The following is a 25,774-nucleotide window of genomic DNA, read 5'->3' as shown; positions in this document are numbered from 1 at the left end:
GCACACGGCGCCGAAGGCGCAGACCACGCAGCAGAAGCCAGCAGCCTGGTGTTTCACCCGATGGACCAGTTCATCGTCAAGCCGCTGTTCGGTGGCGAGATTGCCTGGTACACGCCCACCAACGTGACCCTGTGGCTGTTCCTGGCCATCGTGGCGATCTTTGGCCTGCTGGTTCTCAGCACGTCAAAGCGCGCCATCGTCCCGACCCGGATGCAGTCGATTGCGGAACTGGCCTATGGCTTCATCTACAAGATGCTGGAAGACATCTGCGGCAAGGACGGCGTCAAGTTCTTCCCCTATGTCATGACCCTGTTCATGTTCATTGTGACCGCGAACTTCCTGGGTCTGATCCCAACCTCGTTCACCACCACATCGCATTTCGCCGTGACAATCCCGCTGGCGCTGGCCGTGTTCCTGACCGTGACCATTCTGGGTTTCGTCAAGAACGGTGCCGCGTTCCTGGGCCTGTTCTGGGTCTCCAGCGCGCCGCTGGCGCTGCGCCCGATCCTGGCGATCATCGAGCTGATCTCGTACTTCGTACGCCCCGTCAGCCACTCCATTCGTCTTGCCGGTAACGTCATGGCAGGCCACGCGGTGATCAAGGTGTTTGCAGGCTTTGCCGCAATTTCCCTGATTTCGCCTGTGTCAGTTCTGGCGATCACCGCAATGTATGGTCTCGAGGTCCTTGTGGCCTTCATTCAGGCCTACGTATTCACCATTCTGACCTGTGTTTATCTGAAAGATGCGCTGCATCCTTCGCACTAAGGTCCGACAACCCAACATCGAAACTTCCAATTCGTAAGGAGAAACATCATGGAAGGCGATCTCGCACACATCGGCGCAGGCCTGGCAGCAATCGGTTCCGGCGCAGCCGCAATCGGGGTGGGCAACGTTGCAGGCAACTTCCTTGCCGGCGCCCTGCGCAACCCTTCGGCGGCTGCTTCGCAGACCGCAACCCTGTTCATCGGTATCGCATTCGCAGAAGCCCTGGGGATCTTCGCATTCCTGGTCTCGCTGCTGCTGATGTTCGCCGTCTAATCTGCGGAACCTGATCCTTACGCGCAGGTGGGTCCAAGCCATAGCGGCCCACCTGTTGTAAAGACAACGTTCCGACGGAGGACATCATGGCGACTGAACCCATTAGCGAAGAAGTAGTTGGCGCGTGCGTCGACTCGCATGGCTCTGCCATCGGGATGCCGCAGCTCTGCTTCGATTGGTTCCCCAACCAGATTTTCTGGCTGGTCATTACGCTGGTCGTCATCTTTCTGGTCCTGTCTCGCGTGGCTCTGCCCCGCATCGCGGCGATCCTGGCCGAGCGCCGGGGGACCATTACAAATGACCTGGCTGCGGCCGAAGATCTGAAGGCCAAAGCGGTCGAGGCCGAAGAGGCCTATAACAAGGCGCTGGCCGAAGCCCGTGCCGAAGCGCAGCGTATCGCGGCCGAAGCCCGTGCTGAAATCCAGGCTGGTCTGGATGACGCGATTGCCAGGGCGGATGCGGAAATCGCTGCAAAGGCGGCTGAATCGGAAAAGGCAATTGCCGAAATCCGTGCCGGTGCGCTGGAAAGCATTCAAGTGGTCGCCAAGGATACGGCGGCTGAACTGGTCACCGCGCTGGGCGGCGAGGCGGATGCCAAAGCCATCGACAGTGCCATTGACACGCAGATGAAAGGATAAGTGACATGCGGAACACTCTTGCCCTTATCCTGATCGTTGGTGCCGCCAGCCCCGCGCTGGCTGCAAGCGGCCCGTTCTTCTCGCTTGGCAACACCGACTTTGTGGTCCTTCTGGGCTTCATCGTTTTCATCGCGGTCCTGTTCTACTTCAAGGTGCCGGGCATGATCGGCGGTGCGCTGGACAACCGTGCCGAAGGCATCAAGGCCGAGCTGGACGAAGCCCGCGCCCTGCATGAAGAAGCACGCAGCCTGCTGGCCTCGTACGAGCGCAAGCAGCGTGAAGTGCAGGCACAGGCTGATGCGATTGTCGAGGCGGCCAAACAGGACGCGGCTCTGGCTGCGGACCAGGCGAAGGTCGATCTCGAAAAGTCGATCGAACGCCGTCTGGCTGCTGCGCAGGACCAGATTGCCTCGGCCGAAGCCTCGGCTGTGAAAGACGTGCGCGATCAGGCCGTTTCGGTTGCGATTGCCGCTGCCGGCTCGGTTCTGGCCAAGCAGATGACAGCCGCGCAGGCGAACAAGCTGATCGAGGTCTCGATCGCAGATGTGGGCGCCAAGCTGCACTGACGGGGACACCGACAGGTAAAAAACGCAGATGACCCGAGAGCATTGCGCTGTCGGGTCTTTTGTTTTGGGGGCGGGGCTGATTGTATTGACCGGAACATCACCCGGATTCTGTACCCGTCTTTGGGTCGGAATGTCCCGCTCGGGGCCGACGGGTGCAAAAAGAACAGGGAAAGACGGGCCGTGGCAGGCGAAAACGTTTCGATGAATATTGTTGGGGTGGTCAGAAACGGCGGGGCCGCGCTGATCGAAAGCATCAACAGGATCGAAGACCTGACCACCCGCTTGTACCGCTATTCCGTGACCATTGCGACAAACGACAACACCGATCGTACGGATCGGGTTCTGTCCGAATTCGCGCGCCGCGACCCGAATGTGGACCTTGTCCGCATGGATGGTCTGGCCTCCAGACTGCCGGGCCGGGTCGAGCGGATCACGGCGGCCAGAAACGCTGTCCTCAACAGGCTGGAAGAACGCGACAGCGGTCACGACCTGACATTGGTGCTTGATCTGAACGGGCCGAATGTCTGTCTGGACGCTCAGACGGTTCTGACGGCCGCACAACGTTCCGTACCACGCTGGGAAGGTGTCTTCGCCAATTCCAAACCGGCCTATTACGATATCTATGCCCTGCGCTGCGCAGGCTGGTGCGACGAAGACGTCTGGCAAAGAATTCGGACAACGCGCAAGCCCCTGTTCGGGCGCCGCAAATGGCGGAAAGTTCTGCTGAAATCAGCGGTTTTCGACCGCCAGTATCACATTCCGTCCGATATGCCCCTGATACCGGTCGATAGCGCCTTTGGCGGCGCAGGATTGTACAAGACACGCGCCCTGCGTGGCCTGCGCTATTCCTGCCGGGATGAAAAGGGCGACCTCGTGTGCGAACATGTGATGCTGCATAAACACCTCAGGGACCGGGGCGCGCGGCTGTTCATCGACCCGGCCCTGACAACCATCGCCCCGAATGACGATCTGGGCGAAGGCAGTGGCACACCTTTCCCGTCACACCTGATCCAGGCCGAGACCGGGGCCGCCTGAGCTCCGCTCCCGGAAGGCCTTCGGAAAGCGCTAGGCCTGACGGGTTTCGTGCTGCAACCTTTGCTGCGCAACGGCCTCGTTCCGCTCTGCCTTCTGCTGATCGATCATGCAGCGCTCGACAAATCTCAGATGAGTTTCGACGGCCTGACGTGCGGCTGCCGGATCGCGGGCCTGAAGGGCCGCGTTGATAGTGCTGTGCTGGTCCAGAATGGCCTCGCGGGTCGCGCGCTGCCGGAACATTGTCCGTCGGTTATAGAACACTCCCTGCACCAGCAGGTCATACATTGACCGCATCATGTGCAGCATCACCACATTGTGGCTGGCTTCGATGATGGCCATGTGAAACTCGGCATCCAGCTGCGCCTCTTGGTCCGCGGCGTTCTGGTCATGGGCCGCCCGCATCTTGTCATAGATCGCCTGAACAACCTTCAGGTCGCTCTCTGATCCCAGCCGCGCGGCCCGTTCTGCCGCCAGCCCCTCCATGTCGCGGCGAAAGGACAGGTAATCGAATACGGCCTCGTCATGGCTGCTGAATAACCGGATCAGCGCTGGCGAAAAGGCCGACCCCAAAACCTCGGCCACATAGATCCCGGACCCGGCTTTTGTTGTCAGCAACCCCTGTTCCTGAAGCTCGGACACCGCATCGCGCAGGGACGGGCGCGACACGCCCATCCGTTCGGCCAACTCACGCTCGGGCGGCAGACGCTCACCGGGGCGCAGGATGCCGCGCAGGATCAACAGCTCGATCTGGCGAACGACCGCAAGCGACAGTTTTTCCGTCTGAACTTTCTGAAAAGGCATGGTTCGTTCCGAAATTGGTCAACTCATTTGACCATGGACAGGGGGGCTGTTCAAGAATACCCGGTCAAATCCGCTGAAATATTAGGTCAGAAGTGTTGACTTTAATTTGATAAAGCATAGGCTGCGCCGAAATGAGATCGGAGGAGCCTCATGTCCCAACACCCATTGTTTGCCACCCGGGCCTCCCGGATGAAGGCGTCAGAAATCCGCGAGCTGCTGAAACTGCTCGATCAGCCCGGTATCATTTCGTTTGCCGGTGGCATTCCGGACCCCGCGCTTTTCCCGGCTGAGGCTTTCGCGCAGGCGTTTCAGCAGGCATTGGGGCCGGACATGCAGGCGCAGGCGCTGCAGTATTCGGTCAGCGAAGGCTATGCGCCCCTGCGCCGGTGGCTGGTACAGCACATGCGCGAGATCGGGGTGGAATGTGACATGGATAACGTCCTGATCACCTCGGGCTCGCAGCAGGCGCTGGATTATCTGGGCAAGCTGTTCTTGTCCCCCGGCGACACGGCCTTGGTCGGGTGGCCCACCTATCTGGGCGCTCTTGCCGCGTTCAACGCCTATGAGCCGCGCTTTGACCGGCTCAATGGCAACAAGGGGGCCGATGAATTCAGGGCTGCGGCAGGGAATGGCGCCGTGAAATTCGCCTATCTGTCGCCCGATTTTGCCAACCCGACAGGCGAAACCCTGACTCGCCCTGGCCGTGAGGCATTGCTGGACCTGACCGACGAACTGGACTGCGCGTTGATCGAAGACGGTGCCTATCAGGCGCTGCGCTATGACGGTGATCCGATCCCGCCGATCCTGGCTCTGGAACAGGCGCGCAAGGGGTCGATCGAAAACTGCCGGACGATATACTGTGGCAGCTTCTCGAAAACCCTGTCACCGGGTCTGCGCATGGGGTGGGTGGTTGCGGCTAAGCCGATCATCTCGCAGATGGTTCTGCTGAAACAGGCGGCGGATCTGCATTCGGCGACCATCAACCAGATGGCCGTGCATCAGGTCGCGGAAGCGTGCTTTGACACCCATATCCCGAAAGTGCGCGACACTTACCGCGCGCGCCGTGATGCGATGCTGGATGCGCTGCAACAGCACATGCCCGACGGGGTGGCGTGGACGCGCCCCGAAGGCGGTATGTTCGTCTGGGTGACACTCCCGGCGGGGATCAGCGGGTCTGACCTGCTGGCGCATGCGCTGGATACGGTGAAAGTGGCCTTTGTGCCGGGGCAGGCGTTTTTCCCAGACGGCAGCGGGGCAAACACGATCCGGCTCAGCTTCTCGAACTCGGACGAGGCGACGATCCGCGAAGGCATCCGCCGGTTGGGCGAGGTTCTGCGCGCCTGACGTCCGGAAATGTTCTGTTAACCAATATGCTGCAACTCTGCGGCATGATCCGGTTTCTCGCACCTCTTCTGCTGGCCGCCTGCGCCGCCGGGACCCCGCATTTCCGCGACGTTCCTGCCACCCGCGTGGCGGTGAACGGCAGTGTGTTCGACGTGCGCGTGCGCGGCGATCTGGCCGAGGCGGTGCGGATCAACGCGCAATACGCCCCGCGGCTTGGCCCTGTTCGGGATCGCGCCGCGCTGGCCATGGCGCAGGTTTCGGGCTGCCCGATCCTCGACGTGCTGGGCGACGCGGCTGTCACGGTTGGTGTTCTGGGTTGTGACCGCGAAGCGGGGGAACGGCTGCTGCTGACTGCCGTCTCGACGCCCAGATATGAATGTATCGACTATGGTATCTACGAAAATGTCGGAGGCGACAGCGGCTATCAGGTCTTTGAATGCAGCCCATACTGACATACGCGTGTTCCTGCGCATTTCGGCAAGATGTTGTGGATAACTTGCACTGATATCCCATATCCTGCGCAACTGCGTTGACTCGGACCCCATCCCTTGCGCAGACTTTCAATTCATAGGAATCACGGGACACGCGGCCATTGCGTTTCAGCAAGCTCAAACTGACCGGCTTCAAAAGCTTTGTTGATCCGACCGATCTGATCATCGCGGACGGATTGACCGGTGTGGTGGGTCCGAATGGCTGTGGCAAGTCCAACCTTCTTGAAGCCTTGCGCTGGGTGATGGGGGAAAACCGCCCCAAATCCATGCGCGGCGGCGCGATGGAGGATGTGATCTTTGCCGGTGCCGCCACACGGCCCGCCCGCAATTTCGCCGAAGTTGTCCTGACCATGGACAATTCCGAACGTCTGGCACCCGCGGGGTTCAATGACACCGACCAGCTTGAAATCGTGCGCCGGATCACCCGCGATGTCGGCAGCGCCTACAAGACCAACGGCAAGGATGTGCGCGCGCGCGATGTGCAGATGCTGTTTGCGGATGCCTCGACCGGTGCCCATTCCCCCGCGCTTGTGGGGCAGAACCGCATCGCCGAGCTGATCAGCGCCAAACCCCGCGCCCGCCGCCGCATTCTGGAAGAGGCCGCCGGGATCTCGGGGCTGTATCAACGTCGGCATGAGGCCGAGCTGAAGCTGAAAGCGACCGAGGCCAACCTGACCCGCGTCGATGACGTGCTCGAGCAGTTGGGCGGGCAGCTTGCGCAACTGGCCCGTCAGGCCCGTCAGGCCGCACGCTATCGCGAAATCGGCGAACAGCTGCGTCAGGCCGAGGGGATGCTGCTCTATCGCCGCTGGAAAGAGGCCGACATGGCCCGCCAGCAGGCCGAAGACAAGCTAAGGGACCGGATTTCCGAGGCCTCCCGCGCCGAGGCCGAGGCCCGCGCTGCCGCCGCAAAAAGGGCCGGGATCGAAGAAACCCTGCCCCCTCTGCGCGAGGAAGAGGCCATCGCCGCCGCTGTCCTGCAACGCCAGCAGGTGCAGCGCGATCAACTGACCGATCAGGAAACCCGCGCGCGCCAGACCATTGAAACACTGACCAGCCGCATTCATCAACTCGGCAAGGATATCGACCGGGAAACCGGCCTGAACCGCGATGCGGGCCAGATGATCGAACGGCTGGAATGGGAAGCCCGTGAACTGGCCAAGGCTGCCGAAGGGCATGACGCGAAGGTGGCGGAAGCCGCAGAAATTGCCCGCGAAGCCGCGTCGATCCTTCAGGACCGCGAAGGCCACCTGTCGCAGCAGACCGAAGATATGGCGCGTCTGGTCGCCCGCCACCAGTCGGCGCAGCGACTGGTCGAAGACAGCCGCAAGACGCTGGCACGCTCTGAGAGCGAAGAGGAAAAAGCCCGGCTGGCCGTGGATGAGGCCAAAACAGCCCTGACCCGTGCCAGCGAGGCGTTTGAAACTTCGCAGGAAAGCGAGGAAGAAGCCCGCGAAGCCGCCGAGGCCGCCGAAGAGGCGCTGGCCGCCGCAGATGAGTTGCGCAATGAAACGCAAGCCCGCGAAGCCGAGGCACGCGCGCAACGGTCCGAGGCCGAAGGCGAATTGGGTGCAATCCGCGCCGAAACCACCGCGCTTGCCAAGCTGGTGGAACGCGACACGGCCGAAGGCGGGCAGGTGATGGACCTGCTGCGCGTGGAACCTGGTTTTGAAAAGGCGCTGGGAGCGGCCTTGGCCGATGACCTCCGTGCGCCGCTGGTTGAAGGTGACGGCCCGTCCGGCTGGGTTCAGGTGGCAGGCTATGACAGCGATCAACCCTTGCCCGATGGGGTCGACCCGCTGGCGCTGCACGTGTCAGGGCCGGACAGGCTCAGCCGTCGCATCGCGCAGATCGGGCTGGTCGATGCGGATCAGGGCGCGCGGTTGCAGGCGTCGTTGAAGCCGGGCCAGCGTCTTGTGTCGCGCTCGGGCGACCTGTGGCGCTGGGACGGGTTCCGCGCCTGGGCCGAGGATGCGCCAAGTGCGGCGGCGCTGCGTCTGGAACAGCTCAACAAGCTTGAGGCGCTGAAACAGGAACTGGCCCGCACCGAGGCGCAGGCCGACGGTGCCCGCGCCGCGCATGAAACCCTGTCGCGGCAACTGGCGGACGTGACCGAGGCCGACCGACGCGCGCGCGAAGCCCGCCGTGCCGCCGATCAGCGCATGGCCGAAACCGCACGCCAGCTCAGCCGCGCCGAGGCGGATCGCAACCTCGCGCAGGGCAAGCTGGAAACCCTGGCCCTCGCCGTAGACCGTCACAAGGAAGACGCCATGTCCGCCCGCGTGCAACTGCGCGAGGCCGAGGCGGCGCTGAACGACCTGGGTGATCTTGCCAGCGCCCGCGCCGAGGTTGAAGACATCAAGCAGACGGTCGAGGCGGCGCGGATCACCATGCTGACCCACCGCTCGACCCATGATGAGCTGCGCCGTGAAGGCGACGCCCGCACCCGACGCACGCAGGAGGTCACCAAGGACCTGAGCGGCTGGCGGCACCGTCTGGAAACGGCCGAGAAACGGATTTCGGAACTGGCCGAGCGCAAGGAAAGTTCGGAAGAGGAACTGACCGAGGCTATGGCCGTCCCCGGCGAAATCGCCGAGGCGCGGGAAGAGCTGAACGAGTTGATCGAAGCCGCCGAAGCCCGGCGGGCCGATGCCGCTGACAAGCTGGCCGAAGCAGAAACACAGTTGCGCGAAGTGGTGACGGCCGAGCGTGAGGCAGAACGCCTGGCCTCAGAAGCCCGCGAAAACCGCGCCGCAGCCGAGGCGCGCAGTGACGCGGCAAAGGAAAGCGTGCTTGCGGCAGCGGAACGGATTGCCGAAGACCAGCAATTGACCCCGAACCAGCTGCTGAACCAGCTGGACGTAAACCCCGACCAGATGCCCGCTGCCGATGCTCTGGAAGCCGAAGTGAACCGCCACAAACGCCAGCGTGACGCCATGGGCGCGGTGAACCTGCGGGCCGAGGAAGACAGCAAGGACGTTCAGGAAGAATTTGACACGCTCAGCAGTGAAAAGGCCGATCTGGAAGAGGCGATCAAAGCTCTGCGCAGTGGCATCTCCAGCCTCAACCGCGAAGGGCGCGAGCGTCTGTTGACCGCGTTTGAACAGGTGAACTCGAACTTCGCGATGCTGTTCAAGCATCTGTTCGGCGGCGGTGAGGCCAATCTGGTCATGGTCGAAAGCGACGACCCGCTGGATGCGGGGCTGGAAATCATGTGCCAGCCGCCGGGCAAGAAGCTCTCGACCCTCAGCCTGCTGTCGGGCGGCGAACAGACCCTGACCGCGACCGCGCTGATCTTTGGCGTTTTCCTGGCCAACCCGGCCCCGATCTGTGTGCTGGACGAAGTCGACGCGCCGCTGGACGATGCCAACGTCACCCGTTTTTGTGATCTGCTGGACGAGATGTGCCGCCAGACTGACACCCGTTTCCTGATCATCACCCACCACGCGGTGACCATGGCGCGCATGGATCGTCTGTTCGGCGTCACCATGCAGGAACAGGGCGTCAGCCAGCTGGTTTCGGTCGATCTGAAGAAGGCCGAGCAGATGGTGGCCTGACCGCTCACCGCAACGTTATGATGATTGCAGGCATAACGCGCTACCTTGGCCTCATGACGCGTTTCCTGATCTCCGCCCTCATCGCCGCCACCCCGGTTGTCGCCGCCGACTGGCCTGTCAAACCCGGCGATGTCCCGCTGACAGTGGCCGAGCTTGACGCCCTCGCAGGCCAGACGCTGACCTTTTACGATGATGGTCAGGCCAAGTTTTCGGCCGGTGGGGCCTATTCCTATACCTACGCGGGAGGAGATTCCGCCTTTGGAACCTACGCCATCGCCGATGACGGTTCCGTCTGCATTGCGTACCGCAACGGGTTCAGCCGCTGCGACCTGTATGTCCGCAGCGGCGAGCGGCTGATCCTGATCGATCAGAAAGGGGATCGATACCCGGTGCGGCCCGAATAAGGAAGTCAGCAGTTCAGGACGGTCACTTTGGCAATGGACCAACCCGTGCAGCGTACTGAACCCGCGGCAGGTGCCAAAGGCTACGCCAGGAACATTAGCCCAAAAATGCACGCCCGAAGATAGGCCAGAACCAAACTGTGGGCACCTCGACACAGCGCGCTGGCGCAAAGCAGGGTAAGTCGTGCCAAAACCGCCGCCGCGGTTGACGAGCCACGCACCGCTTCGTTAGTGCAGCAGCGACCCCGTTTCGGCTTAGGGCAAGAGGTGCTGTTTTGGAATTTCAAGTTGCAAGTTTCTGGTTTGGTTCGCTGTTATCTTGCGTTGAAAGAGTATGCATTCAGTCCTTTCTGGATCATGGCTATGTCTTCCACCTGTACGTGCTGGATATGAACATGGATGTTCCCGAAGGCGTCGTTGTTCATGATGCCCGCGAAATCTATACAGATGAAACCACCGAAAACCTGACCGGTGGCCGACGACGGATGGCGGTCTATTCAGACATCTTCCGTATCCACATGCTGCAAAAAACCGACTATGTGTGGGTTGATCTGGATATCTACTGCATCCGGCCGCTGGATGTTCCACCGGACTATCTGTTTGGTGTCGTCTGGCGCAATAAGGCGATGAACAATTGTGTATTGCGTCTTCCCAAAAATTCTCTGGCACTGAAGCTGATCCTGAATTTCCTTGAGTCAGAAGTCCCGATCCCGTTTTGGTTGGGCAGTGATCACATTGAAAAACTGGTCAAACGCTATGAGGCGGGCGAGACACTCACGCTCTATGACCTTCCGTGGACGACAACCGGCCCAAGCGTGACCCGCTGGGCGCTGGGGGTCACCGGTGAAATCGACCGAGGCCAGCATTGGCATTTGTATTGGCCGCGTCGCGGGTTTCTGGACCCGGTCGAGAACATTGAAGACTACGAACCCGATTGGGCCCGGTTTCACCACTTCCAGGGCGAAACCCGCAGTGGTATTCGCAGCAAATTCGGTGGTATTCCTCCAAAGGGAAGTTACATCGATTTTGTCTGTCAAAGACATGGAATTGACCCCGAGAAATATCCGGTCACATAATCAGCGGCGTCGGTGCCGATATCGTCGAATAATCTTGGGGTTTTGCGCCATACCGCAGCAGTGCGGGCCGCTGGCTCAGAGTTTTTCCAGCAACTCCATCGTTGGCCAGGCATCCGCGGGCAGGCCCAGGCGTTTCTGTTCCGCCTGCGTCGCATCCCGCGTTCCGGCCCCCAGAATCCCGTCGATCTTGCCCACATCATATCCTTTGGCCTGAAGCTTGGTCTGCAACTGTTTCATCTGTGCGCCATTCAGGCCCTGCGCGGGATTGCCCACATCATAGATTTGGCCGCCTTCAAGCCGTGTTCCGAAATAAGCGGCGGTCAGAACATAGACAAAGCTCTGGTTCCATTCGAAATAGACATCGAAATTCGGATAGGCCAGAAAGGCAGGCCCGTTGCGCCCTTGTGGCAGGATCAGCGAGGCGGGAAGGTTGGCCAAGGACCCGCCGCGCGCCTGTACGCCCATCGCCTGCCATTCCGCCACCGAACTCGGTTTGCCGGGGCCGGACAGGGACCAATCCATCTGCGCGGGCACGGTGACCTCCTGCAACCAAGGCTCACCCGCGCGCCATCCCAGATGGGACAGCATTCTGGCCCCCGACATCAGCGCATCAGGGGCCGAGCTTTTCAGGCGGACATGCCCGTCACCGTCACCATCGACGCCGTTTTCCAGTATGTCACGCGGCAGCATCTGGACCATGCCGATCTCTCCGGCCCATGCCCCGGTGGTGCGGGCCGGGTCGAAATCACCGTTCTGATACAGCTCGATGGCGGCGAAGATCTGTGGCCGGAACAGTTCCGGGCGGCGGCAGTCATGCGCCAAAGTTACCAGTGCGTTGCGGGTGTTGAAGTCGCCTTGAAACGATCCGTAATCGGTTTCAAATGCCCAGAAGGCCAGCAGCACCCCGCGGGAAACGCCATATTCCCGCTCGATCCGATCAAAGACCGCATCGTATTTGCGCGACATCGCTTGCCCGCGCTCGATCCGGTTTTGCGAAATCAGACGACGGGAAAATTCAACAAAGGGCTTCTGAAAAACGCCCTGCGCCCGGTCGGCCTTCAGCACGGCGCTGTCCTGCTGCACCCCGTCAAAGAACCCGTTCACCGCTGATTTGTCCAAACCCTGCTGCACGGCCTCGGCCTTCAGCCCTTTGACAAAGGAATTAAAACCACCGCCACATTGCGCCAGCGCAGGTGAGGTGAACAGGGCAGCGGCGATCAGGCCAGAGAGTATACGCATGAAAAGGTCCGTCAGAATATCAGTTTGGCCCCAACCCACACTGACACGAGCCCAAGCGCAAGCCCCCAAACCCGCCAGAGCATGTCACATGCGCGAAAAACTTCTGATGCACCGATCTCGCGCGGGGCGTCGCCATTGACCCAGGCTAGGTCGCGCACCTGCCCGTCATAGCTGCGCGGGCCAGCCAGCGCGACATTCAGGGCGCGGGCCATGGCGGCCTCGGGCCAGCCAGCGTTGGGTGAGATATGGCGTTGCGCATCCCGCACCATCTCAGACCAGCGAGACCATTGGCCGGAAAGCGCCACGATCATCACGCAGGTCAGGCGGGCAGGGATCAGGTTCAGCAGGTCGTCGAACCGGGCCGCGGCCCAACCAAAATCACGGTGCGTTTCGGTGCGATAGCCGATCATACTGTCGGCGGTGTTCACCGCCTTGTACACCAGCAACCCCGGAAGCCCCGCGACCAGAAACCAGAATGCGGGGGCAATGACCCCGTCGCTCAGGTTTTCTGCCGCACTTTCGATGGCGGAACGCGCCACCTGTGCTTCGGTCATATCCTGCGTGTCGCGCGAAACGATCATAGCCACCTGCGCCCGTCCGTCTTCCAGCGAGGTTTGCAACCCGTCACCAACCGCGCGGACATGGGCAACCAGCGACTTTTGCGCCAACAGGATTGCGCAGCCAAGAATTTCAACGACCGGCCCCAGCTGGGACAGACCCCACCCAAGGCCCCATGCGCCGCAGATCAGAAGGGCAACCACCGCCACCCCTTTCAGTCGCCGACCGCGCCCGTGGTTCAGGCGTTTGTCCAGCCAGCCGATCAGGTTGCCGATCATTACCGCCGGGTGTTTGACGCGGGACCAGAGCCAATCGGGCTCTCCCAGTGCCGCGTCCAGACACAGGGCGCAGACCAGCATCAGGGCAGGGCTCACAGCGCGGCCTCCAGCCTGTCCCATCCCTTTTCTGGCGGCAGACCCAGACGCAGAAAGGTTGCTGAATAGGGAAAGATACGGCTCCAGATATGGGCGCGGGCCAGCCGGTCCTGCCAGCCCAAGGCGTCATCGACTTTGTAAAGACGAAACAGGCTGGTGCCACCGACAATATTTGCGCCCCTGGTCAGCATCAGCGCATCCAGCCGGGCCGCCTCATCCGCCAGTCGCGCGCGCGCGGCATCGGCCCAGTCATCGTCCGACAGGGCCTGTGTCCCAACCCGCAGGGCCGGGCCGGACACCGACCAGGGTCCGGTCAGGTCGTTCAGGCGGTTGATCAGTTCAGGCCGCCCGATGGCAAACCCAAGCCGCATCCCGGCCAGCCCCCAGAACTTGCCAAAGCTCTTCAGCACGATCACGCCGGGACGTTCCGCCAGATCGATCAACGATACCTCTGGCGTGACATCGCAAAAGCTCTCGTCGATCACGGTCAGCGGGGCCGAGACGTCGCTTTCCTGCCAGATACGTCCGTCCGGGTTATTTGGATGCACGATCACGCGGGCGTCAGCCGCGCCCTCAGGCTGAACTCGCCACCCCTGCGCCGAAAAGGCGGCGGCGTGTTCGTTATAGGTGGGCAGTGTGATCTGGACACGCCCTGGCGCGGCCAGCGCCGGAATGCGAGAGATGACAGCCGATGCACCGGGTGCCGGCAGGATCTCAGCCCCCTGCGGCACGTTCCAGAACCTGCGGGCCGCATCACTCAGCCGTTCAAAGGCACCGTGATCCGGCAATTCGGCCCAATCTCCGGCGGTCAGACCCGCGACTGCGTAAGGATGCGGATTGATTCCGGTCGACAGATCAATCCAATCTGCGCGCGTTCCACCATACCTGACAATCGCCCTGTCCAGCCCCCCGCCGTGGTCGCGAACTGCGCGGGGGTCCAAGCCGTGATCAAGTGTACTCATCTGCTCTCTCTGCGGGGATTGACCGGTTTCGGGGTGCTTCAAGCGGATTTTTGCCATTTACACAAGCAAATCCGCCCGAACACGCAAGCGTGCGGCTGCTGTTAACACTTTGTTAAGGAAATAACGAGATCACGGACCACGGGGGTCGGCACCACTCACCATACCAAGTGCCGAGGTTGTTGCAAATGAAAGTTCTGATTGTTGAGAGTAACCCCGACCTTGGTCGGGTCTGGAAAAGACATCTGGAGCGGCAAGACGCTGAAGTTACGCTGGTTGACGCTCAGGAGGCCGCCATTCTGGCGCTCTATGGCACGGATTTTGATATCATCGTGCTGGATCTGGTTCTGGAAACCGGAAGCGCATTGGCTGTGGCCGATTTTGCCAGCTATCGCCGCCCCGAGGCGCGGGTGATTTTTGTCACCAACACCACCTTCTTTTCCGACGGGTCGATTTTTGCGCACAGTCCCAATGCCTGTGCCTATGTTCAAAGCGAAACGCCGCCAGAGGATCTGGCGGCGATGGTCGAACATTACGCTGCGGGGCGCTGACCGCGTCCATGCGGCTCCATGTAATCCAGTACCGGGTTCACCGGAATGATCCGGTGCGGATTGATGCTGTCATGGCTGTAGTGATAGTGGCGCACAATGTGGGCCATGTTCACGGTCTCGGCGACACCGGGCCATTGATACAGCTCACGCGTATAGGCCCATAGGTTCGGGTAATCGACCAGGCGCCGCCGGTTGCACTTGAAATGCAGGTGATAGACCGGGTCGAAGCGGATCAGGGTTGTGAACAACCGCCAATCGGCTTCGGTGATCCGATCCCCTATCAGGTAACGGTTCCGGGCCAGACGCTCCTCCAGCCAGTCCAGCGTGTCGAACAATGGGTGTACGGCAGCGTCATAGGCGTCCTGCGTGGTGGCAAAGCCCGACTTGTAGACGCCGTTGTTGACGTCTGAATAGATGCGCGCGTTGACCTCTTCGATCTCGTCCCGCATCGCCTCGGGCCAGTAATCGTCCGTATTGCCAGTGATATCGTTGAAGGCCGAATTGAACATGCGGATGATTTCCGAACTTTCGTTCGAAACGATGGTCTCCTGCGCCTTGTCCCACAGGATCGGAACCGTGACGCGACCGGAATAGGACGGATCCGCCTTGGTATAGATCTGATGTGCGTGGCTCAGCCCGTAAAGACCGTCACCCGTGGCACCGTGATCATCCACCTCAAAGGTCCAGCCCTGGTCCAGCATGTCGGGATGCACGACCGAAACCGGGATCAGATCGCTCAGCCCTTTCAACGCGCGAAAGATCAGGGTGCGATGCGCCCAGGGGCAGGCGTGGCTGACATACAGGTGATACCGCCCGGCTTCGGCCCGGAACCCGCCTTTGCCCGACGGTCCCGCGCGGCCATCGGCGGTCAGCCAGTTGCGAAACTGCGCCGCGCTGCGTTTGAATGCGCCACCGGTGGATTTGGTGTCATACCAGGCGTCTTGCCATTTTCCGTCGACCAGCAGGCCCATATCTCATCCTCCGCACAGGCGTTTGGTCAAAGATAGGTCCAAGCCCCGCCCGTTCCTATGCATTTGCCCGCGCACAAGACCTGCATGCGCGCACAGCCAATGCTGGGATTTCTGTGCAACAAACCGCAGGCACGGCCAGTTCCGTGAACGCGTTCACTGGATTTTTACAACAGTTCCCGCACAATAGAGGTCATTAGCGGGGGAATGATTTAATGAGTACTTATGTTTCAAAGGAAATACGCGCCGAGTTGGATGCGGCCCGAATCGCCACATTGAAAAAGGCCAGTCGCCTTCGTGTCCAAATGGGCGACAATACCTATAAAATTCTCAAATTGTGGAAAGATGGTTTCACGGTTGAGGCGGAAACAACACCGCGCCTGCGCGGGTTGGTCGATATCTATGACGGGGCCAATCTTTTGTATCAATGCCTGATCATTGCCGATCAGGATGAAGGCGGAGAGATGCGATACGAATTCAAGCGCAGCACCGCCGCCCATGACAAGGCACCGCTGGATTTCTACCGCGCCCCGGATGCGCCCATCGCACTGCTGGGCTACGAAGACTAGGCTCGGATTTTTATCGTCTCGGGTTCGGTCAGGGTGACGCCCACCATGCCGTAGGGCTGGCCATCGATTTGGAATTCACCATTCGGGTCCGCGCCCGGACAGCAGGCGCGGTCCATCGTGAGGCCAGTCAAACCAGCCACCGCTTGGCTTATTGCAGGTCGCCAAAGGCCCGTTTCAGCCGCACGCAGGCTTCCTCGACCCGCGCCCGTTGCGTGGCCAGGTTGAACCGTTCAAACGTTTCTCCGCCAGTGCCAAAACCCGGACCTGACGAGGTTGCAATCCGCGCGTCCTCGCGCAATCGGCGGACAAATTCAGCGTGATCCATGCCGGTGCCGGAAAAATCGACCCAGGCCAGATAGGTCGCCTGCAAGGGCATCGACCACAGGCCCGGAATCTCGGCTATGGTCTGGTCGAACAGACGCCGGTTTTCCTCCAGATGCGCGATCTGGGCATCTGCCCATTCCGCGCCGGCCGGGCTGTAGGCGGCGGTGATCATCGCCACACCCAACGCGCTGGGGCCATAATCCAGCGTTGTCAACCGATGCTTCATCGCCTCGCGCAGTTTGGGGTCGGGAATGATCATGTTGCCGGTGCGCTGCCCGGCGATGTTAAAGGTCTTCGATGCCGCTGTCAGCGTCACCGTCCAAGGCCGCGCATCCGGGGCCGCCACATCCATCGGCACAAACTTGGCACCGGGATAGACCAGATCGTGGTGGATCTCGTCTGACACAAGGATCAGCCCGTTGCGCTCGGCAAATGCGGCCACGGCGCGCAGTTCCTCCGGCGTCCAGACCCGGCCCGACGGGTTCTGCGGCGAACACCACAGCAACATCTTCTCGGACCCGTCCAGCCGCGCCTGCGCATCCTCCAGATCAAGCCCGTAGCTGTCGCCGTCGCGCACCAGCGGGCATTCCACAACCCGGCGGCCCGCCTTGTTCACCTTATGGGCAAACTCATGGTAGACAGGGGTGAAGGTCACGATGCGATCGCCAGGCTCGGTCCAGACATCCAGCGACAGGGCAATAGCATTGCCCAGACCCTGAGACGTCAGAACCCAGTCCGTGTCAATTTCCCAGTCGTGGCGGGTTTTCATCCACCATTGAACCGAGGCCAGATACTCCGGGTGCGCCCAGGAATACCCGAACACGCCGTGATCTGCGGCCTTGCGCACTGCGTCGATCACGCAGGGCGCCGTCGGGTAATCGGAATCGGCCGTCCACATGGCCAGCCCGTCTTCGGGCGAGACACCGTACAGCATCTCCATCTTGTCCCATTTGGTACTGTTGGTGCCCCGGCGGTCGATCAGGTCGTTGAAAGTCATGTCAGCTCCATTCTGATGGTCGAAAGCTAACCGCAATTCAGGCAGGTGCAAGGGGGGCGTTGCGGCGCGGGGCACGATGCCCTAAATCAGCCTCATGAAACGTAACATCCTGATCTATCCCGACCCCCGTCTCAAGAAGGTCTGCGCCCCCGTGGCCGATCTCACGGACGACCTGCGCGCACTGGCCGATGATATGCTGGAAACGATGTATGACGCCCCGGGTGTTGGCCTCGCCGCGCCACAGATCGGCGTGCTGGATCGCTTGATCGTGCTGGATTGCATTAAGGAAGAAGGCGAGGCGCCGCGCCCGCTGATCATGTTCAACCCGCAGGTCATCGCGGCCTCGGAAGAAACCAATGTCTACGAGGAAGGCTGCCTGTCGATCCCTGATCAATACGCCGAGGTGACGCGCCCCAAAGTGGTCGATGTGACTTGGATGGACCGCGACGGAAACCTGCAACAGGAAACCTTTGACGGGCTCTGGGCCACCTGCGTTCAGCACGAGATCGATCATTTGGACGGCAAGCTGTTCATCGACTATCTCAAGCCGCTGAAACGGCAGATGATCACCCGCAAGATGCAAAAGCTCAAACGCGAACGGGCCCGTGCATGACCGTTCGTACCTGCCTGCAATGGCCTGACAAGCGCCTGCGCACCAAGGCGGATGAGGTGCCTGAGATCACCGATGAGGTCCGCGCCATCTGGGACGACATGATCGACACGATGGAGGCGATGCCCGGCGTCGGTCTTGCCGCGCCACAGATCGGGGTGATGCTGCGGCTTGCCGTTGTTGACGGCTCTGCCGAACGGGGCCGGGCCGTGCGTCTGGCAAACCCGGAAATCCTGCACAGCTCGATCGAGCTGCGCGAACATGAAGAGGCCAGCCCGAACCTGCCCGGCGTCTCGGCCACAATCAAACGCCCGCGCGCGGTGACCGTGAAGTTCCTGAACGAACATGGCATGCTGGATCGCCGCGATTTCGTCGGGATCGATGCGACCAGCGTGCAGCACCAGATCGACCACCTGAACGGACGGATGTATTTCGACCGGCTTAGCAAGGTCAAACGTGACATGCTGCTGCGCAAGGCACGCAAACAACCCTGACGTCCCTAGGCCGGGTTTCAGCCCGGCACCTGTCCCAACCGCCGGAGCCAACGATGCGCATCATCTTCATGGGAACCCCCGATTTTTCGGTCCCGGTGCTGGACGCACTCGTCAAGGCCGGGCACGACATCGCCGCCGTCTACTGCCAGCCCCCGCGCCCCGCCGGACGTGGCAAGAAAGACCGCCCGACACCGGTTCACGCCCGGGCCGAGGCGCTGGGCCTGCCCGTCCGCCACCCGGTCTCTCTGAAATCTGCTGACGAACAGACCGCGTTTGCCGCGCTGAACGCCGATATCGCTGTCGTCGTCGCTTATGGCCTGATCCTGCCGCAACCCATTCTGGACGCGCCGCGACACGGCTGCCTGAACATCCACGCCAGCCTGCTGCCGCGCTGGCGCGGTGCCGCCCCGATCCACCGGGCGATCATGTCCGGCGATGCCGAAACCGGGATCTGCATCATGCAGATGGAGGCCGGTCTGGACACCGGCCCGGTCCTGCTGCGACAGGCAACCGCGATTGAGGTTGAAGAAACCACCGCGCATCTGCATGACCGGCTCTCGGCCATGGGGGCCGCGCTGATCTTCGAGGCTCTGGCCAAGCTGCCGGATCTCACACCGGAACCGCAGCCCGAGGATGGCGTGACCTATGCCGCCAAGATCGACAAGTCCGAGGCCCGCATCGACTGGACGCGCCCGGCGGTTGAGGTCGACAGGCAAATTCGCGGGCTGTCACCCTTTCCCGGCGCGTGGACCGAAATGAATGGCGAACGCATCAAGCTGCTGGCATCGCGGCTGGCAGACGGGCAGGGCGCAGCGGGTGAGGTTCTGAACGACGACCTGCACGTGGCCTGCGGTCGGGGCGCGGTCGAACTGCTGCGCTTGCAACGGGCGGGTAAAGGCGCGCAGGATAGGGAAACCTTCCTGCGGGGCTGGCCCATTCCCACCGGCACCCGCCTGACCTAGGAGAAGCCCGATGTTCATGGTGATGATGGGGACCGTCGTGATTGCCGGGATCGTCGGATATCTGTCCGAACAGACCGGGTTCACCCATAACGGCTATCTTCAGTCGATCATCATCTGCGTGGGCGGGGCGTTCCTGTTCTACTTCATCCGCATCATGTTCGGTATCAGCTTTGGCCCTCCGGGTTTGGATGCGGTGATCTCGTCTATCGGCGCGCTGATCATCGTGCCGACCCATTGGCGAAAATGACATGCCCGTCGTCGCCCTGATCATCATCGGCGCTGCCGCGGGGTTCCTCGCCACCCGCCTGATGCGGATCGAGGCGGACATTCCAACCACCATGCTGATCGGTGTTTTCGGGGCCCTGATCGGAGGGTTCGTTCTGCGGTTTCTGATAACCGTCATGGGCTGGATGTCGGGCTTTGTGGGCGCGGTTCTGGGCGCATTGCTGGTGATCTGGATCTGGCAGACCTACCTGCGCCGCTAGCATATTCCTTGGCCGCGCATTCCGTCCTGGAAACCTTCACTCGACAAGATAGTGCAGCAGATCAGCGCTCGTCGCACTCCAGCGCTGAACCAAGCGCCGGGGCGGCTTTCGTCGTCATATCGAACCGGTTCGCCTCGGCGGCGGTCATCCAGTGGATGCTGTCGGCCGGGGCCGCATACAGCGTGTACCAGTAAAACGCCTCATCCACGCCAATGTCCCTGAAATAATCCAGATAGCGGTCATGTTCCGGGTCATCCTTGGGCAGCTCCGTGGCCACCAGCCCCGATCCGGCCCAGCTGTGAACACCGACACAGGCCCCCGGTTGCAAAACGCGGCGATGTCCGGCCAGAAACAGATCGGTGCCGCCGCTGGCAACCAGACCGTCCGAGGGCACAACGGTATCGAACCCGGCCTTGCGCACCTCTCGGCTGAAGATGACATTGGCGTCGTCATCCACCGACCCCTCGATATATTGCAGCACCAGCGTGCGCGCTTTGGGGTTTTCGGCGGTGACGTCTTCGAAAGCGGACAGCGTTGTTTCGTCAATCGTGCCCGAGGCGATGATCCGGTCACCCTCAGCAACAAAGCGGACGGGTGCATAATATGCGCCGCATGAGGCCAGCAAAGCCAGTGAGACCGCAATCGATGTAAGTCTGAACGGCATTTGGCCTCCGGGCTGCGCGTTCCAAACAGCTATCAGCCCGCCCCGGTCGCGTCCACCGACAGGTTCAGTTTCGGGGCGGGCGGCTTTTGTAGACGGGCAACTGCCATCCAAACACCAGCGACCCGGCCCGCAAGGCCCAGCACACAAGGGCGCACAGACCCAGCACAAAGGCGGGCTCCAGCCCCAGCCTGACCGCAAGTACCGCCGTCAACGCCCCCACAAATGCGCACGAGACGTAAAGTTCGCCCTGTTTCAGCACCAGCGGCACCTCGTTGCAGACCACGTCGCGCATCAGCCCGCCCAGACACCCGGTCGTCACTCCCATCAGCACGACGATGATACCGGGCTGATCCAGTGACAATGCGGCTCCGGTTCCGGCCGCAACGGCGACTGACAGCGCGAAACTGTCCAGCCAGACCAGCCAGTTATAGCGGCTTTCCACCAGATGCGCGGTAAAGAACACAAACACCGCCGCCGCGACGGCGATCAGGATGTAATCTGGCTGGCCGACCCAGAAGATCGGGTGCCGGTCCAGCAACAGGTCGCGTACCGTGCCGCCGCCAACTGCGGTCAAGCAGGCCATGAAGGCAAAACCCACCAGATCCAGCTGCGCCCGGCTGGCCACCAGCGCCCCGGTCAGCGCAAAGATCAGAACCGAGGCATAATCCAGCAGCGTCAGCGCGCTCACGCCTGCGCCTTTTTCGGCTTGAAGGGCGCCATGCCTGCGCGGGCCAGTTCATCGGCCTTTTCGTTTTCGGGATGGCCCGCATGGCCCTTGACCCATTCCCATGTCACATCATGTCGTTCCTGCGCCTCGTCCAGACGCTGCCACAGATCGACATTCTTGACCGGCTTCTTGTTCGAGGTTTTCCAGCCATTCCGCTTCCAGCCGAATATCCAGCCGGTGACGCCGTTCTTCACATAGGCGCTGTCGGTGACAATGGTGATCTTCGACGGGCGCTCCAGCGTCTCAAGCGCGCTGATGGCAGCCAGCAACTCCATCCGGTTGTTGGTCGTCTCGGCCTCGCCCCCGTTCAGTTCCCGCTCTTTCAGAACCCTGTCCCCGTTCTTCGCGCGCAGCAGCACGCCCCAGCCTCCGGGGCCGGGATTGCCGGAACAGGCGCCATCTGTATAGGCAAACAACTCAGGCATGGGCGAACACCAGAATAAACCCGTCGTACGACCCGGCCAGACCCTTGCCCATTCCTTCGACCGTGCGGTCAACCGTGAACCCGGCCTGGGTCAGCGCCTCTCGGATTTCGGCTTCCGAGTAATAGGTGTAATAGCGGTCCAGATCGTCACGATGCTCGCCCGTGCCCAGCTTCATGCCCAGAAACAGCTGGCCTCCGGGCTTCAGGGCCGTGTGGATCGCTTTCAGGTGACGCGGAAAATCCGCACGCGGCGCGTGCAGCAGGGAAAAACTGGCGTAGACGCCATCATATTCGGCGGTTTCGGTAACGTCGTCGAACGTGCCCAGATGCGCGTCCACCCCGTTCCGGCGGGCATGTTCGACAAAGGCGGGGGTGGCATCCAGCGCCCGCACCTTCAGCCCCTGACGCATCAGGAAACCGCTGTCCGATCCGGGTCCTGACCCCAGATCCAGCACATAACCGCCCGCACCGACCGCATCGGCAAAATCCTGACGGGTCTTGAGCTGTTCGGCTGGCAAAGGAATAGCCAGATATTCGTTTACTCTCTTCGTATAGGCATCAATTGTGCGTTTGTCGCTCACAGGTACACTCCGACGGCTAGGCTGGCCAGAACGACTGCGGTCAGCAGGATACGCAGCTGCATCCACCAGACCGGCGTCAGCCGCCAGTATGAAAACAGGGCGTCCAGCAGCAGCAAGCCAGTGAACCCGTAGATCAGATTGGTGCCCGCAGTGACCGGCCCGCCGCCCGTCATGGCAAAGGCCCACAGCGCAGGCAGGACCGACAGCCCATAACACAGCGCCGCCTTGCTGCCCGAGGTCTTGGTGGCAAACCCCCACAGAACACCGGACATAAAGCTCAGGATGACCGAGCCATAGAACAGCTGCACATAAGGCCCGACAAAGCGCGGGCCAAATGTATGCGTGCCCCAGTCGTTCAGATCGCCGTTCAGATATGTCAGCGCGCCCCAGACAAACGGGACCAGTCCCGCCAACCCAAGATAAAGCGGCGCCTTCGGCACGCCGGTCACGCCGGTTGCCTCAACACGCGCGGTACTTTGAACTCGACGTTTTCGGTTGCGGTCTCGACCGGCTCGACAGTGACATCGTAATGGTCGCGGAAGGCGTCGATCACCTCGTTCACCAGCAATTCCGGGGCCGATGCGCCTGCGGTCACCGCAACGCTTTTGATGCCCTGCAAAGCGCGCCAGTCGATCTCGGTCGCACGCTGGACCAGCTGCGCGTATTTGCACCCCTCGCGTGAGGCAACCTCGACCAGACGGCGGGAATTGGACGAGTTCGGAGCCCCCACAACCAGCAGCGCATCGGCCTTGGGGGCCACGGCCTTCACGGCCTCCTGCCGGTTGGTGGTGGCATAACAGATGTCTTCCTTATGCGGGCCGACAATGGCCGGGAACCGGGCCTGAAGGGCTGCGATGATGTCCTTGGTATCATCCACCGACAGGGTGGTCTGGGTGACAAAGGCCAGCTTGTCGGGGTCGCGCACCTGCACGGTGGCCACATCCTCGACCGTTTCGACCAGCAGCACATCACCCTTTGGCAACTGTCCCATCGTGCCAACGGTTTCGGGATGGCCCTTGTGGCCGATCATGATCATCTGCAATCCCGCATCCGCATGGCGCTGCGCCTCGACATGAACCTTCGACACCAGGGGACAGGTGGCATCCACATAGATCATCTCACGTTGCGCGGCTTCGGCGGGTACCGATTTCGGAACACCATGGGCGGAAAAGATCACCGGGCGGTCATCGGGGCATTCATGCAGTTCTTCGACAAACACAGCCCCTTTGGCCCGCAACCCGTCGACCACGAATTTGTTATGCACGATCTCGTGGCGCACATAGACCGGCGGCCCCCATTTCTGCAGGGCCATTTCAACGATCTTGATGGCGCGGTCCACACCGGCGCAGAACCCGCGCGGGGCGGCCAGGTAAAGTGTCAGTGGCGGCTTGGTCATTCGGCTGTCTCCTTAGGGCACAGGTAAGTCTTTTCCCGGCCTTGGTCCAGACAGGACATTGTCATTCATCTGACACGAATCGTTGTTAGTCAGAGGATGTTTCAGCACCAATCCTTAGTTAAAGAAGCGCGGCCAGGACCCCGGTCCTGACCGCGCGAATTTTTCCCATCAACAGGCAGTGGTGCCGGATCAGCTGCCGCCTGCAACCGCGACGCTGCGATGCTCTGCCGGCATTTCACGCGGCGGGCGACCGATTACGTCGCGCAGGTCTTCCAACTCGATGAAGTTGTCGGCCTGGCGGCGCAGTTCGTCCGAAATCATCGGCGGCTGACTGCGGATGGTCGACACGACTGATACGCGAACGCCCTGACGTTGCAGGCTGGCGATCAGCGGGCGGAAATCCCCGTCACCCGAGAACAGCACGATATGATCCACACGCGGTGCCAGTTCCATGGCATCGACCGTCAGCTCGATATCCATGTTTCCTTTGACTTTCCGACGCCCCATGCTGTCGGTGTATTCCTTGGCCGGTTTTGTGACCATGGTGAAGCCGTTGTAATGAAGCCAGTCAACCAATGGGCGGATCGGTGAATACTCGTCGTTTTCAAGCAGCGCTGTATAGTAGAAAGCCCGAAGCAACTTGCCACGGCGCATGAATTCCTGCCGCAGAAGTTTGTAGTCTATGTCAAAACCGAGTGCTTTTGCCGCGGCATAAAGATTCGAGCCGTCGATGAACAGCGCTAGCCGTTCGTCCTTATAAAACATAAATAGGTCCTTCCGGTATAATCCAGATTGCGCCGCGTTACGTGAGTGAGTGGGTGTGTGAGTTATAATATGGCGCACTCTGGTGGGCTTATAATTAGAACTTTTGTCGGTTATCGCAAGTATGCAATGTGTCGAATATAGGGTAGCATATGTACAATTCTTTGCCAAATGCGGTTGTGGCATTGGGCGCAAATCTCGATCTGAGAGGAAATGGGCCCGCTGTAACGCTACAGCGCGCAATTGACGCACTTTCGCAGCAGGGCGTAGTGATTCGCTCTGTCAGCCGGTTTTTTGCGACACCCTGCTTCCCCGCTGGCGCTGGTCCGGACTACGTGAATGCGGCTGTGCTGATCGAAACTGACAAATCCCCGGCCGAGCTTTTGCGCCTGCTGCACGAGGTCGAGCACCAGTTCGGCCGTGAACGGGTGCAGCGCTGGGGAATGCGGACGCTGGATCTGGATCTTGTGTGCTATAGCGATCAGATTCTGCCCGACCGCGCCCTGTTCGACCGCTGGCTGACCCTGCCGCCCGAGGCACAGCGACAAGAAGCACCGCAACAGCTGATCCTGCCGCATCCGCGCCTTCAGGACCGCGCTTTTGTGCTTGTGCCGATGGCGGATATTGTGCCCGACTGGCGCCACCCCGTGCTTGATCGCACGGTTTTCCAGATGGTCGCCGACCTGCCCCCATCCGAGGTTGCAGCGGTTACGCCGCTGTGATCCCTGCAAATGCAGCATTTCCTGCTTGTCAAGGCGCGGAATCGCGCTTAGATAAACCCCTTCCTGACATGGACTCAGAAACGGAGAGCGCCCAATGGCCCGCGTGACGGTTGAAGATTGCGTAGACAAGGTTCCAAACCGGTTCGAACTGGTGATGCTGGCCGCCCATCGGGCGCGCGAGATTTCTGCCGGTGCCGCGATTACCGTTGACCGCGACAACGACAAGAACCCTGTCGTGTCCTTGCGCGAAATCGCCGACGAGACCCAAGGTGCGGACGCCCTGCGCGAACGCCTGATCGAGGCCAACCAGACCCAGATCGAGGTTGATGAGCCGGAAGAAGATCAGATGGCGCTGCTGATGGGTGCCGAGTCGGACAAGCCTGCGATGGACGACATGTCCGAAGAAAAGCTCCTGCGCGCTCTGATGGAGGCTCAAGGGCAGGGGTAAGCTCCAAAGACGA

The 25,774-nt window shown here is 61.2% G+C and carries 33 protein-coding genes; 19 read left to right on the top strand and 14 right to left on the bottom strand.

Translation table 11 applies throughout. The features are described 5' to 3' along the window. The first annotated feature begins 45 nt into the window (after positions 1–45). The 5 genes from AC2FNC_RS12945 to AC2FNC_RS12925 all read left to right on the top strand — a co-directional run bounded on the left by AC2FNC_RS12945 (position 46) and on the right by AC2FNC_RS12925 (position 3,277). Entirely contained in the window at positions 46–765 is a 720-nt protein-coding gene (locus AC2FNC_RS12945) for a F0F1 ATP synthase subunit A (RefSeq protein ID WP_496715545.1), read from the top strand. Between the two features lie 48 nt (positions 766–813). Continuing rightward, positions 814–1,038: a F0F1 ATP synthase subunit C gene (locus AC2FNC_RS12940; protein WP_005981269.1), complete on the top strand. Its 225-nt coding sequence runs from the start codon at positions 814–816 to the stop codon at positions 1,036–1,038. Positions 1,039–1,124: 86 nt separating this feature from the next. Next, positions 1,125–1,676, top strand: coding sequence for a F0F1 ATP synthase subunit B' (locus AC2FNC_RS12935; protein ID WP_496715544.1), 552 nt, complete (start codon positions 1,125–1,127; stop codon positions 1,674–1,676). Positions 1,677–1,681: 5 nt separating this feature from the next. Next, positions 1,682–2,242, top strand: coding sequence for a F0F1 ATP synthase subunit B (locus AC2FNC_RS12930; RefSeq protein ID WP_480494680.1), 561 nt, complete (start codon positions 1,682–1,684; stop codon positions 2,240–2,242). Between the two features lie 180 nt (positions 2,243–2,422). After that, positions 2,423–3,277, top strand: coding sequence for a hypothetical protein (locus AC2FNC_RS12925; protein ID WP_496715543.1), 855 nt, complete (start codon positions 2,423–2,425; stop codon positions 3,275–3,277). A gap of 30 nt (positions 3,278–3,307) precedes the next feature. On the opposite strand, the gene AC2FNC_RS12920 is transcribed toward AC2FNC_RS12925, so the two are convergent. Then, positions 3,308–4,078 (bottom strand): FCD domain-containing protein, encoded by a 771-nt coding sequence (locus AC2FNC_RS12920; protein WP_496715542.1) that lies wholly within the window; start codon positions 4,076–4,078, stop codon positions 3,308–3,310. Between the two features lie 150 nt (positions 4,079–4,228). Between AC2FNC_RS12920 and AC2FNC_RS12915 the strand changes: the two genes are divergently transcribed. From AC2FNC_RS12915 to AC2FNC_RS12895, 5 genes are all read left to right on the top strand, one after another. Next, positions 4,229–5,422, top strand: coding sequence for an aminotransferase-like domain-containing protein (locus AC2FNC_RS12915; RefSeq protein ID WP_480554740.1), 1,194 nt, complete (start codon positions 4,229–4,231; stop codon positions 5,420–5,422). Between the two features lie 26 nt (positions 5,423–5,448). Continuing rightward, positions 5,449–5,874, top strand: a complete 426-nt coding sequence (locus AC2FNC_RS12910) for a hypothetical protein (protein WP_480494675.1) — start codon at positions 5,449–5,451, stop codon at positions 5,872–5,874. A 140-nt stretch (positions 5,875–6,014) separates the two neighbouring features. After that, entirely contained in the window at positions 6,015–9,470 is a 3,456-nt protein-coding gene (locus AC2FNC_RS12905; RefSeq protein WP_496715541.1) for a chromosome segregation SMC family protein, read from the top strand. A 53-nt stretch (positions 9,471–9,523) separates the two neighbouring features. After that, complete coding sequence (locus AC2FNC_RS12900; protein ID WP_480494786.1) at positions 9,524–9,874, top strand: hypothetical protein; 351 nt, start codon at positions 9,524–9,526, stop codon at positions 9,872–9,874. 272 nt (positions 9,875–10,146) lie between these two features. Continuing rightward, entirely contained in the window at positions 10,147–10,947 is an 801-nt protein-coding gene (locus AC2FNC_RS12895; protein WP_496715540.1) for a hypothetical protein, read from the top strand. Between the two features lie 75 nt (positions 10,948–11,022). Here the strand turns inward: AC2FNC_RS12895 and AC2FNC_RS12890 are convergent, their stop codons facing one another. Genes AC2FNC_RS12890 through AC2FNC_RS12880 form a run of 3 tightly spaced genes read right to left on the bottom strand, consistent with a single transcriptional unit; the run spans position 11,023 to position 14,080 of the window. Next, a complete protein-coding gene (locus AC2FNC_RS12890) occupies positions 11,023–12,186 on the bottom strand; it encodes a lytic murein transglycosylase (protein WP_496715538.1) in 1,164 nt (387 codons plus the stop codon). 11 nt (positions 12,187–12,197) lie between these two features. After that, complete coding sequence (gene cbiB, locus AC2FNC_RS12885) at positions 12,198–13,118, bottom strand: adenosylcobinamide-phosphate synthase CbiB (protein ID WP_480494667.1); 921 nt, start codon at positions 13,116–13,118, stop codon at positions 12,198–12,200. After that, entirely contained in the window at positions 13,115–14,080 is a 966-nt protein-coding gene (locus tag AC2FNC_RS12880) for a threonine-phosphate decarboxylase (protein WP_496715537.1), read from the bottom strand. The genes cbiB and AC2FNC_RS12880 overlap by 4 nt, the downstream gene beginning before the upstream one ends. A 185-nt stretch (positions 14,081–14,265) precedes the next feature. On the opposite strand from AC2FNC_RS12880, the gene AC2FNC_RS12875 reads away from it, so the two are divergent. Further along, positions 14,266–14,628 carry a response regulator transcription factor gene (locus tag AC2FNC_RS12875; protein ID WP_209506176.1) on the top strand — a complete coding sequence of 121 codons (363 nt, stop codon included), beginning with the start codon at positions 14,266–14,268 and terminating at the stop codon, positions 14,626–14,628. Here AC2FNC_RS12875 and AC2FNC_RS12870 read toward each other — a convergent pair. After that, positions 14,610–15,599, bottom strand: coding sequence for a glutathione S-transferase family protein (locus tag AC2FNC_RS12870; protein ID WP_496715536.1), 990 nt, complete (start codon positions 15,597–15,599; stop codon positions 14,610–14,612). The two genes, AC2FNC_RS12875 and AC2FNC_RS12870, sit on opposite strands and share 19 nt — an antisense overlap. A gap of 212 nt (positions 15,600–15,811) precedes the next feature. Between AC2FNC_RS12870 and AC2FNC_RS12865 the strand changes: the two genes are divergently transcribed. Further along, positions 15,812–16,165, top strand: coding sequence for a hypothetical protein (locus AC2FNC_RS12865; protein WP_209506181.1), 354 nt, complete (start codon positions 15,812–15,814; stop codon positions 16,163–16,165). Here AC2FNC_RS12865 and AC2FNC_RS12860 read toward each other — a convergent pair. Both AC2FNC_RS12860 and AC2FNC_RS12855 read right to left on the bottom strand, forming a co-directional pair. Continuing rightward, the gene (locus tag AC2FNC_RS12860) at positions 16,162–16,296 is read right to left on the bottom strand and encodes a hypothetical protein (RefSeq protein WP_496715535.1); all 135 of its coding nucleotides are present in this window, start codon (positions 16,294–16,296) and stop codon (positions 16,162–16,164) included. The two genes, AC2FNC_RS12865 and AC2FNC_RS12860, sit on opposite strands and share 4 nt — an antisense overlap. A 17-nt stretch (positions 16,297–16,313) precedes the next feature. Next, positions 16,314–17,486 (bottom strand): MalY/PatB family protein, encoded by a 1,173-nt coding sequence (locus tag AC2FNC_RS12855; RefSeq protein WP_496715534.1) that lies wholly within the window; start codon positions 17,484–17,486, stop codon positions 16,314–16,316. A gap of 94 nt (positions 17,487–17,580) precedes the next feature. On the opposite strand from AC2FNC_RS12855, the gene def (AC2FNC_RS12850) reads away from it, so the two are divergent. From def (AC2FNC_RS12850) to AC2FNC_RS12830, 5 genes are read left to right on the top strand one after another with little or no spacing between them, the layout of a single operon-like run. Beyond that, positions 17,581–18,099: a peptide deformylase gene (def, locus tag AC2FNC_RS12850; protein WP_480494658.1), complete on the top strand. Its 519-nt coding sequence runs from the start codon at positions 17,581–17,583 to the stop codon at positions 18,097–18,099. Further along, a complete protein-coding gene (gene def, locus AC2FNC_RS12845; RefSeq protein WP_496715532.1) occupies positions 18,096–18,590 on the top strand; it encodes a peptide deformylase in 495 nt (164 codons plus the stop codon). The genes def (AC2FNC_RS12850) and def (AC2FNC_RS12845) overlap by 4 nt, the downstream gene beginning before the upstream one ends. Positions 18,591–18,643: 53 nt before the next feature. After that, entirely contained in the window at positions 18,644–19,552 is a 909-nt protein-coding gene (gene fmt, locus AC2FNC_RS12840) for a methionyl-tRNA formyltransferase (RefSeq protein ID WP_496715531.1), read from the top strand. Between the two features lie 10 nt (positions 19,553–19,562). Then, positions 19,563–19,799, top strand: a complete 237-nt coding sequence (locus AC2FNC_RS12835) for a hypothetical protein (RefSeq protein ID WP_267364066.1) — start codon at positions 19,563–19,565, stop codon at positions 19,797–19,799. Between the two features lies 1 nt (position 19,800). After that, on the top strand, positions 19,801–20,037 hold the full coding sequence (locus tag AC2FNC_RS12830; RefSeq protein WP_480473887.1) for a GlsB/YeaQ/YmgE family stress response membrane protein: 237 nt from the start codon (positions 19,801–19,803) through the stop codon (positions 20,035–20,037). A 61-nt stretch (positions 20,038–20,098) separates the two neighbouring features. Here the strand turns inward: AC2FNC_RS12830 and AC2FNC_RS12825 are convergent, their stop codons facing one another. From AC2FNC_RS12825 to AC2FNC_RS12795, 7 genes are all read right to left on the bottom strand, one after another. Next, positions 20,099–20,701: a COG3904 family protein gene (locus tag AC2FNC_RS12825; protein ID WP_480519463.1), complete on the bottom strand. Its 603-nt coding sequence runs from the start codon at positions 20,699–20,701 to the stop codon at positions 20,099–20,101. Between the two features lie 64 nt (positions 20,702–20,765). Continuing rightward, on the bottom strand, positions 20,766–21,389 hold the full coding sequence (locus tag AC2FNC_RS12820) for a trimeric intracellular cation channel family protein (protein ID WP_267364069.1): 624 nt from the start codon (positions 21,387–21,389) through the stop codon (positions 20,766–20,768). After that, on the bottom strand, positions 21,386–21,853 hold the full coding sequence (gene rnhA / locus AC2FNC_RS12815; RefSeq protein WP_480519465.1) for a ribonuclease HI: 468 nt from the start codon (positions 21,851–21,853) through the stop codon (positions 21,386–21,388). The genes AC2FNC_RS12820 and rnhA overlap by 4 nt, the downstream gene beginning before the upstream one ends. Beyond that, positions 21,846–22,433: a class I SAM-dependent methyltransferase gene (locus tag AC2FNC_RS12810; RefSeq protein WP_496715529.1), complete on the bottom strand. Its 588-nt coding sequence runs from the start codon at positions 22,431–22,433 to the stop codon at positions 21,846–21,848. The genes rnhA and AC2FNC_RS12810 overlap by 8 nt, the downstream gene beginning before the upstream one ends. Next, positions 22,430–22,882 (bottom strand): DUF3429 domain-containing protein, encoded by a 453-nt coding sequence (locus tag AC2FNC_RS12805; RefSeq protein ID WP_480774152.1) that lies wholly within the window; start codon positions 22,880–22,882, stop codon positions 22,430–22,432. Before AC2FNC_RS12805 ends, AC2FNC_RS12810 begins: the two co-directional genes overlap by 4 nt. Continuing rightward, entirely contained in the window at positions 22,879–23,829 is a 951-nt protein-coding gene (gene ispH / locus AC2FNC_RS12800; RefSeq protein WP_496715527.1) for a 4-hydroxy-3-methylbut-2-enyl diphosphate reductase, read from the bottom strand. The genes AC2FNC_RS12805 and ispH overlap by 4 nt, the downstream gene beginning before the upstream one ends. Positions 23,830–24,018: 189 nt before the next feature. After that, positions 24,019–24,594, bottom strand: coding sequence for a LabA-like NYN domain-containing protein (locus AC2FNC_RS12795; RefSeq protein ID WP_209506211.1), 576 nt, complete (start codon positions 24,592–24,594; stop codon positions 24,019–24,021). 149 nt (positions 24,595–24,743) lie between these two features. On the opposite strand from AC2FNC_RS12795, the gene folK reads away from it, so the two are divergent. Then, a complete protein-coding gene (gene folK / locus AC2FNC_RS12790; RefSeq protein ID WP_480554727.1) occupies positions 24,744–25,313 on the top strand; it encodes a 2-amino-4-hydroxy-6-hydroxymethyldihydropteridine diphosphokinase in 570 nt (189 codons plus the stop codon). 94 nt (positions 25,314–25,407) lie between these two features. Next, positions 25,408–25,761 carry a DNA-directed RNA polymerase subunit omega gene (gene rpoZ, locus AC2FNC_RS12785; protein ID WP_209506215.1) on the top strand — a complete coding sequence of 118 codons (354 nt, stop codon included), beginning with the start codon at positions 25,408–25,410 and terminating at the stop codon, positions 25,759–25,761. Positions 25,762–25,774 lie beyond the last annotated feature (13 nt).

The sequence above is a fragment of the Ruegeria sp. BHSA123 genome (genome assembly GCF_059613425.1).
The sequence above is the reverse complement of the archived record's forward strand: the minus strand, read 5'-3'. Positions and strand labels throughout refer to the sequence as shown.

Excerpts from the sequence above, each read along its gene's own strand:
- AC2FNC_RS12920 (WP_496715542.1), bottom strand. The coding sequence starts at position 4,078 with ATGCCTTTTCAGAAAGTTCAGACGGAAAAACTGTCGCTTGCGGTCGTT.
- AC2FNC_RS12825 (WP_480519463.1), bottom strand. The coding sequence starts at position 20,701 with ATGCCGTTCAGACTTACATCGATTGCGGTCTCACTGGCTTTGCTGGCC.
- ispH (WP_496715527.1), bottom strand. The coding sequence starts at position 23,829 with ATGACCAAGCCGCCACTGACACTTTACCTGGCCGCCCCGCGCGGGTTC.
- AC2FNC_RS12935 (WP_496715544.1), top strand. The coding sequence starts at position 1,125 with ATGGCGACTGAACCCATTAGCGAAGAAGTAGTTGGCGCGTGCGTCGAC.
- AC2FNC_RS12880 (WP_496715537.1), bottom strand. The coding sequence starts at position 14,080 with ATGAGTACACTTGATCACGGCTTGGACCCCCGCGCAGTTCGCGACCAC.
- AC2FNC_RS12870 (WP_496715536.1), bottom strand. The coding sequence starts at position 15,599 with ATGGGCCTGCTGGTCGACGGAAAATGGCAAGACGCCTGGTATGACACC.
- rpoZ (WP_209506215.1), top strand. The coding sequence starts at position 25,408 with ATGGCCCGCGTGACGGTTGAAGATTGCGTAGACAAGGTTCCAAACCGG.
- AC2FNC_RS12940 (WP_005981269.1), top strand. The coding sequence starts at position 814 with ATGGAAGGCGATCTCGCACACATCGGCGCAGGCCTGGCAGCAATCGGT.
- AC2FNC_RS12835 (WP_267364066.1), top strand. The coding sequence starts at position 19,563 with ATGTTCATGGTGATGATGGGGACCGTCGTGATTGCCGGGATCGTCGGA.
- AC2FNC_RS12900 (WP_480494786.1), top strand. The coding sequence starts at position 9,524 with ATGACGCGTTTCCTGATCTCCGCCCTCATCGCCGCCACCCCGGTTGTC.
- AC2FNC_RS12855 (WP_496715534.1), bottom strand. The coding sequence starts at position 17,486 with ATGACTTTCAACGACCTGATCGACCGCCGGGGCACCAACAGTACCAAA.
- AC2FNC_RS12915 (WP_480554740.1), top strand. The coding sequence starts at position 4,229 with ATGTCCCAACACCCATTGTTTGCCACCCGGGCCTCCCGGATGAAGGCG.
- AC2FNC_RS12890 (WP_496715538.1), bottom strand. The coding sequence starts at position 12,186 with ATGCGTATACTCTCTGGCCTGATCGCCGCTGCCCTGTTCACCTCACCT.
- def (WP_480494658.1), top strand. The coding sequence starts at position 17,581 with ATGAAACGTAACATCCTGATCTATCCCGACCCCCGTCTCAAGAAGGTC.
- rnhA (WP_480519465.1), bottom strand. The coding sequence starts at position 21,853 with ATGCCTGAGTTGTTTGCCTATACAGATGGCGCCTGTTCCGGCAATCCC.
- AC2FNC_RS12795 (WP_209506211.1), bottom strand. The coding sequence starts at position 24,594 with ATGTTTTATAAGGACGAACGGCTAGCGCTGTTCATCGACGGCTCGAAT.
- fmt (WP_496715531.1), top strand. The coding sequence starts at position 18,644 with ATGCGCATCATCTTCATGGGAACCCCCGATTTTTCGGTCCCGGTGCTG.
- folK (WP_480554727.1), top strand. The coding sequence starts at position 24,744 with ATGTACAATTCTTTGCCAAATGCGGTTGTGGCATTGGGCGCAAATCTC.
- AC2FNC_RS12875 (WP_209506176.1), top strand. The coding sequence starts at position 14,266 with ATGAAAGTTCTGATTGTTGAGAGTAACCCCGACCTTGGTCGGGTCTGG.
- AC2FNC_RS12910 (WP_480494675.1), top strand. The coding sequence starts at position 5,449 with ATGCTGCAACTCTGCGGCATGATCCGGTTTCTCGCACCTCTTCTGCTG.
- AC2FNC_RS12830 (WP_480473887.1), top strand. The coding sequence starts at position 19,801 with ATGCCCGTCGTCGCCCTGATCATCATCGGCGCTGCCGCGGGGTTCCTC.
- def (WP_496715532.1), top strand. The coding sequence starts at position 18,096 with ATGACCGTTCGTACCTGCCTGCAATGGCCTGACAAGCGCCTGCGCACC.
- AC2FNC_RS12930 (WP_480494680.1), top strand. The coding sequence starts at position 1,682 with ATGCGGAACACTCTTGCCCTTATCCTGATCGTTGGTGCCGCCAGCCCC.
- AC2FNC_RS12865 (WP_209506181.1), top strand. The coding sequence starts at position 15,812 with ATGAGTACTTATGTTTCAAAGGAAATACGCGCCGAGTTGGATGCGGCC.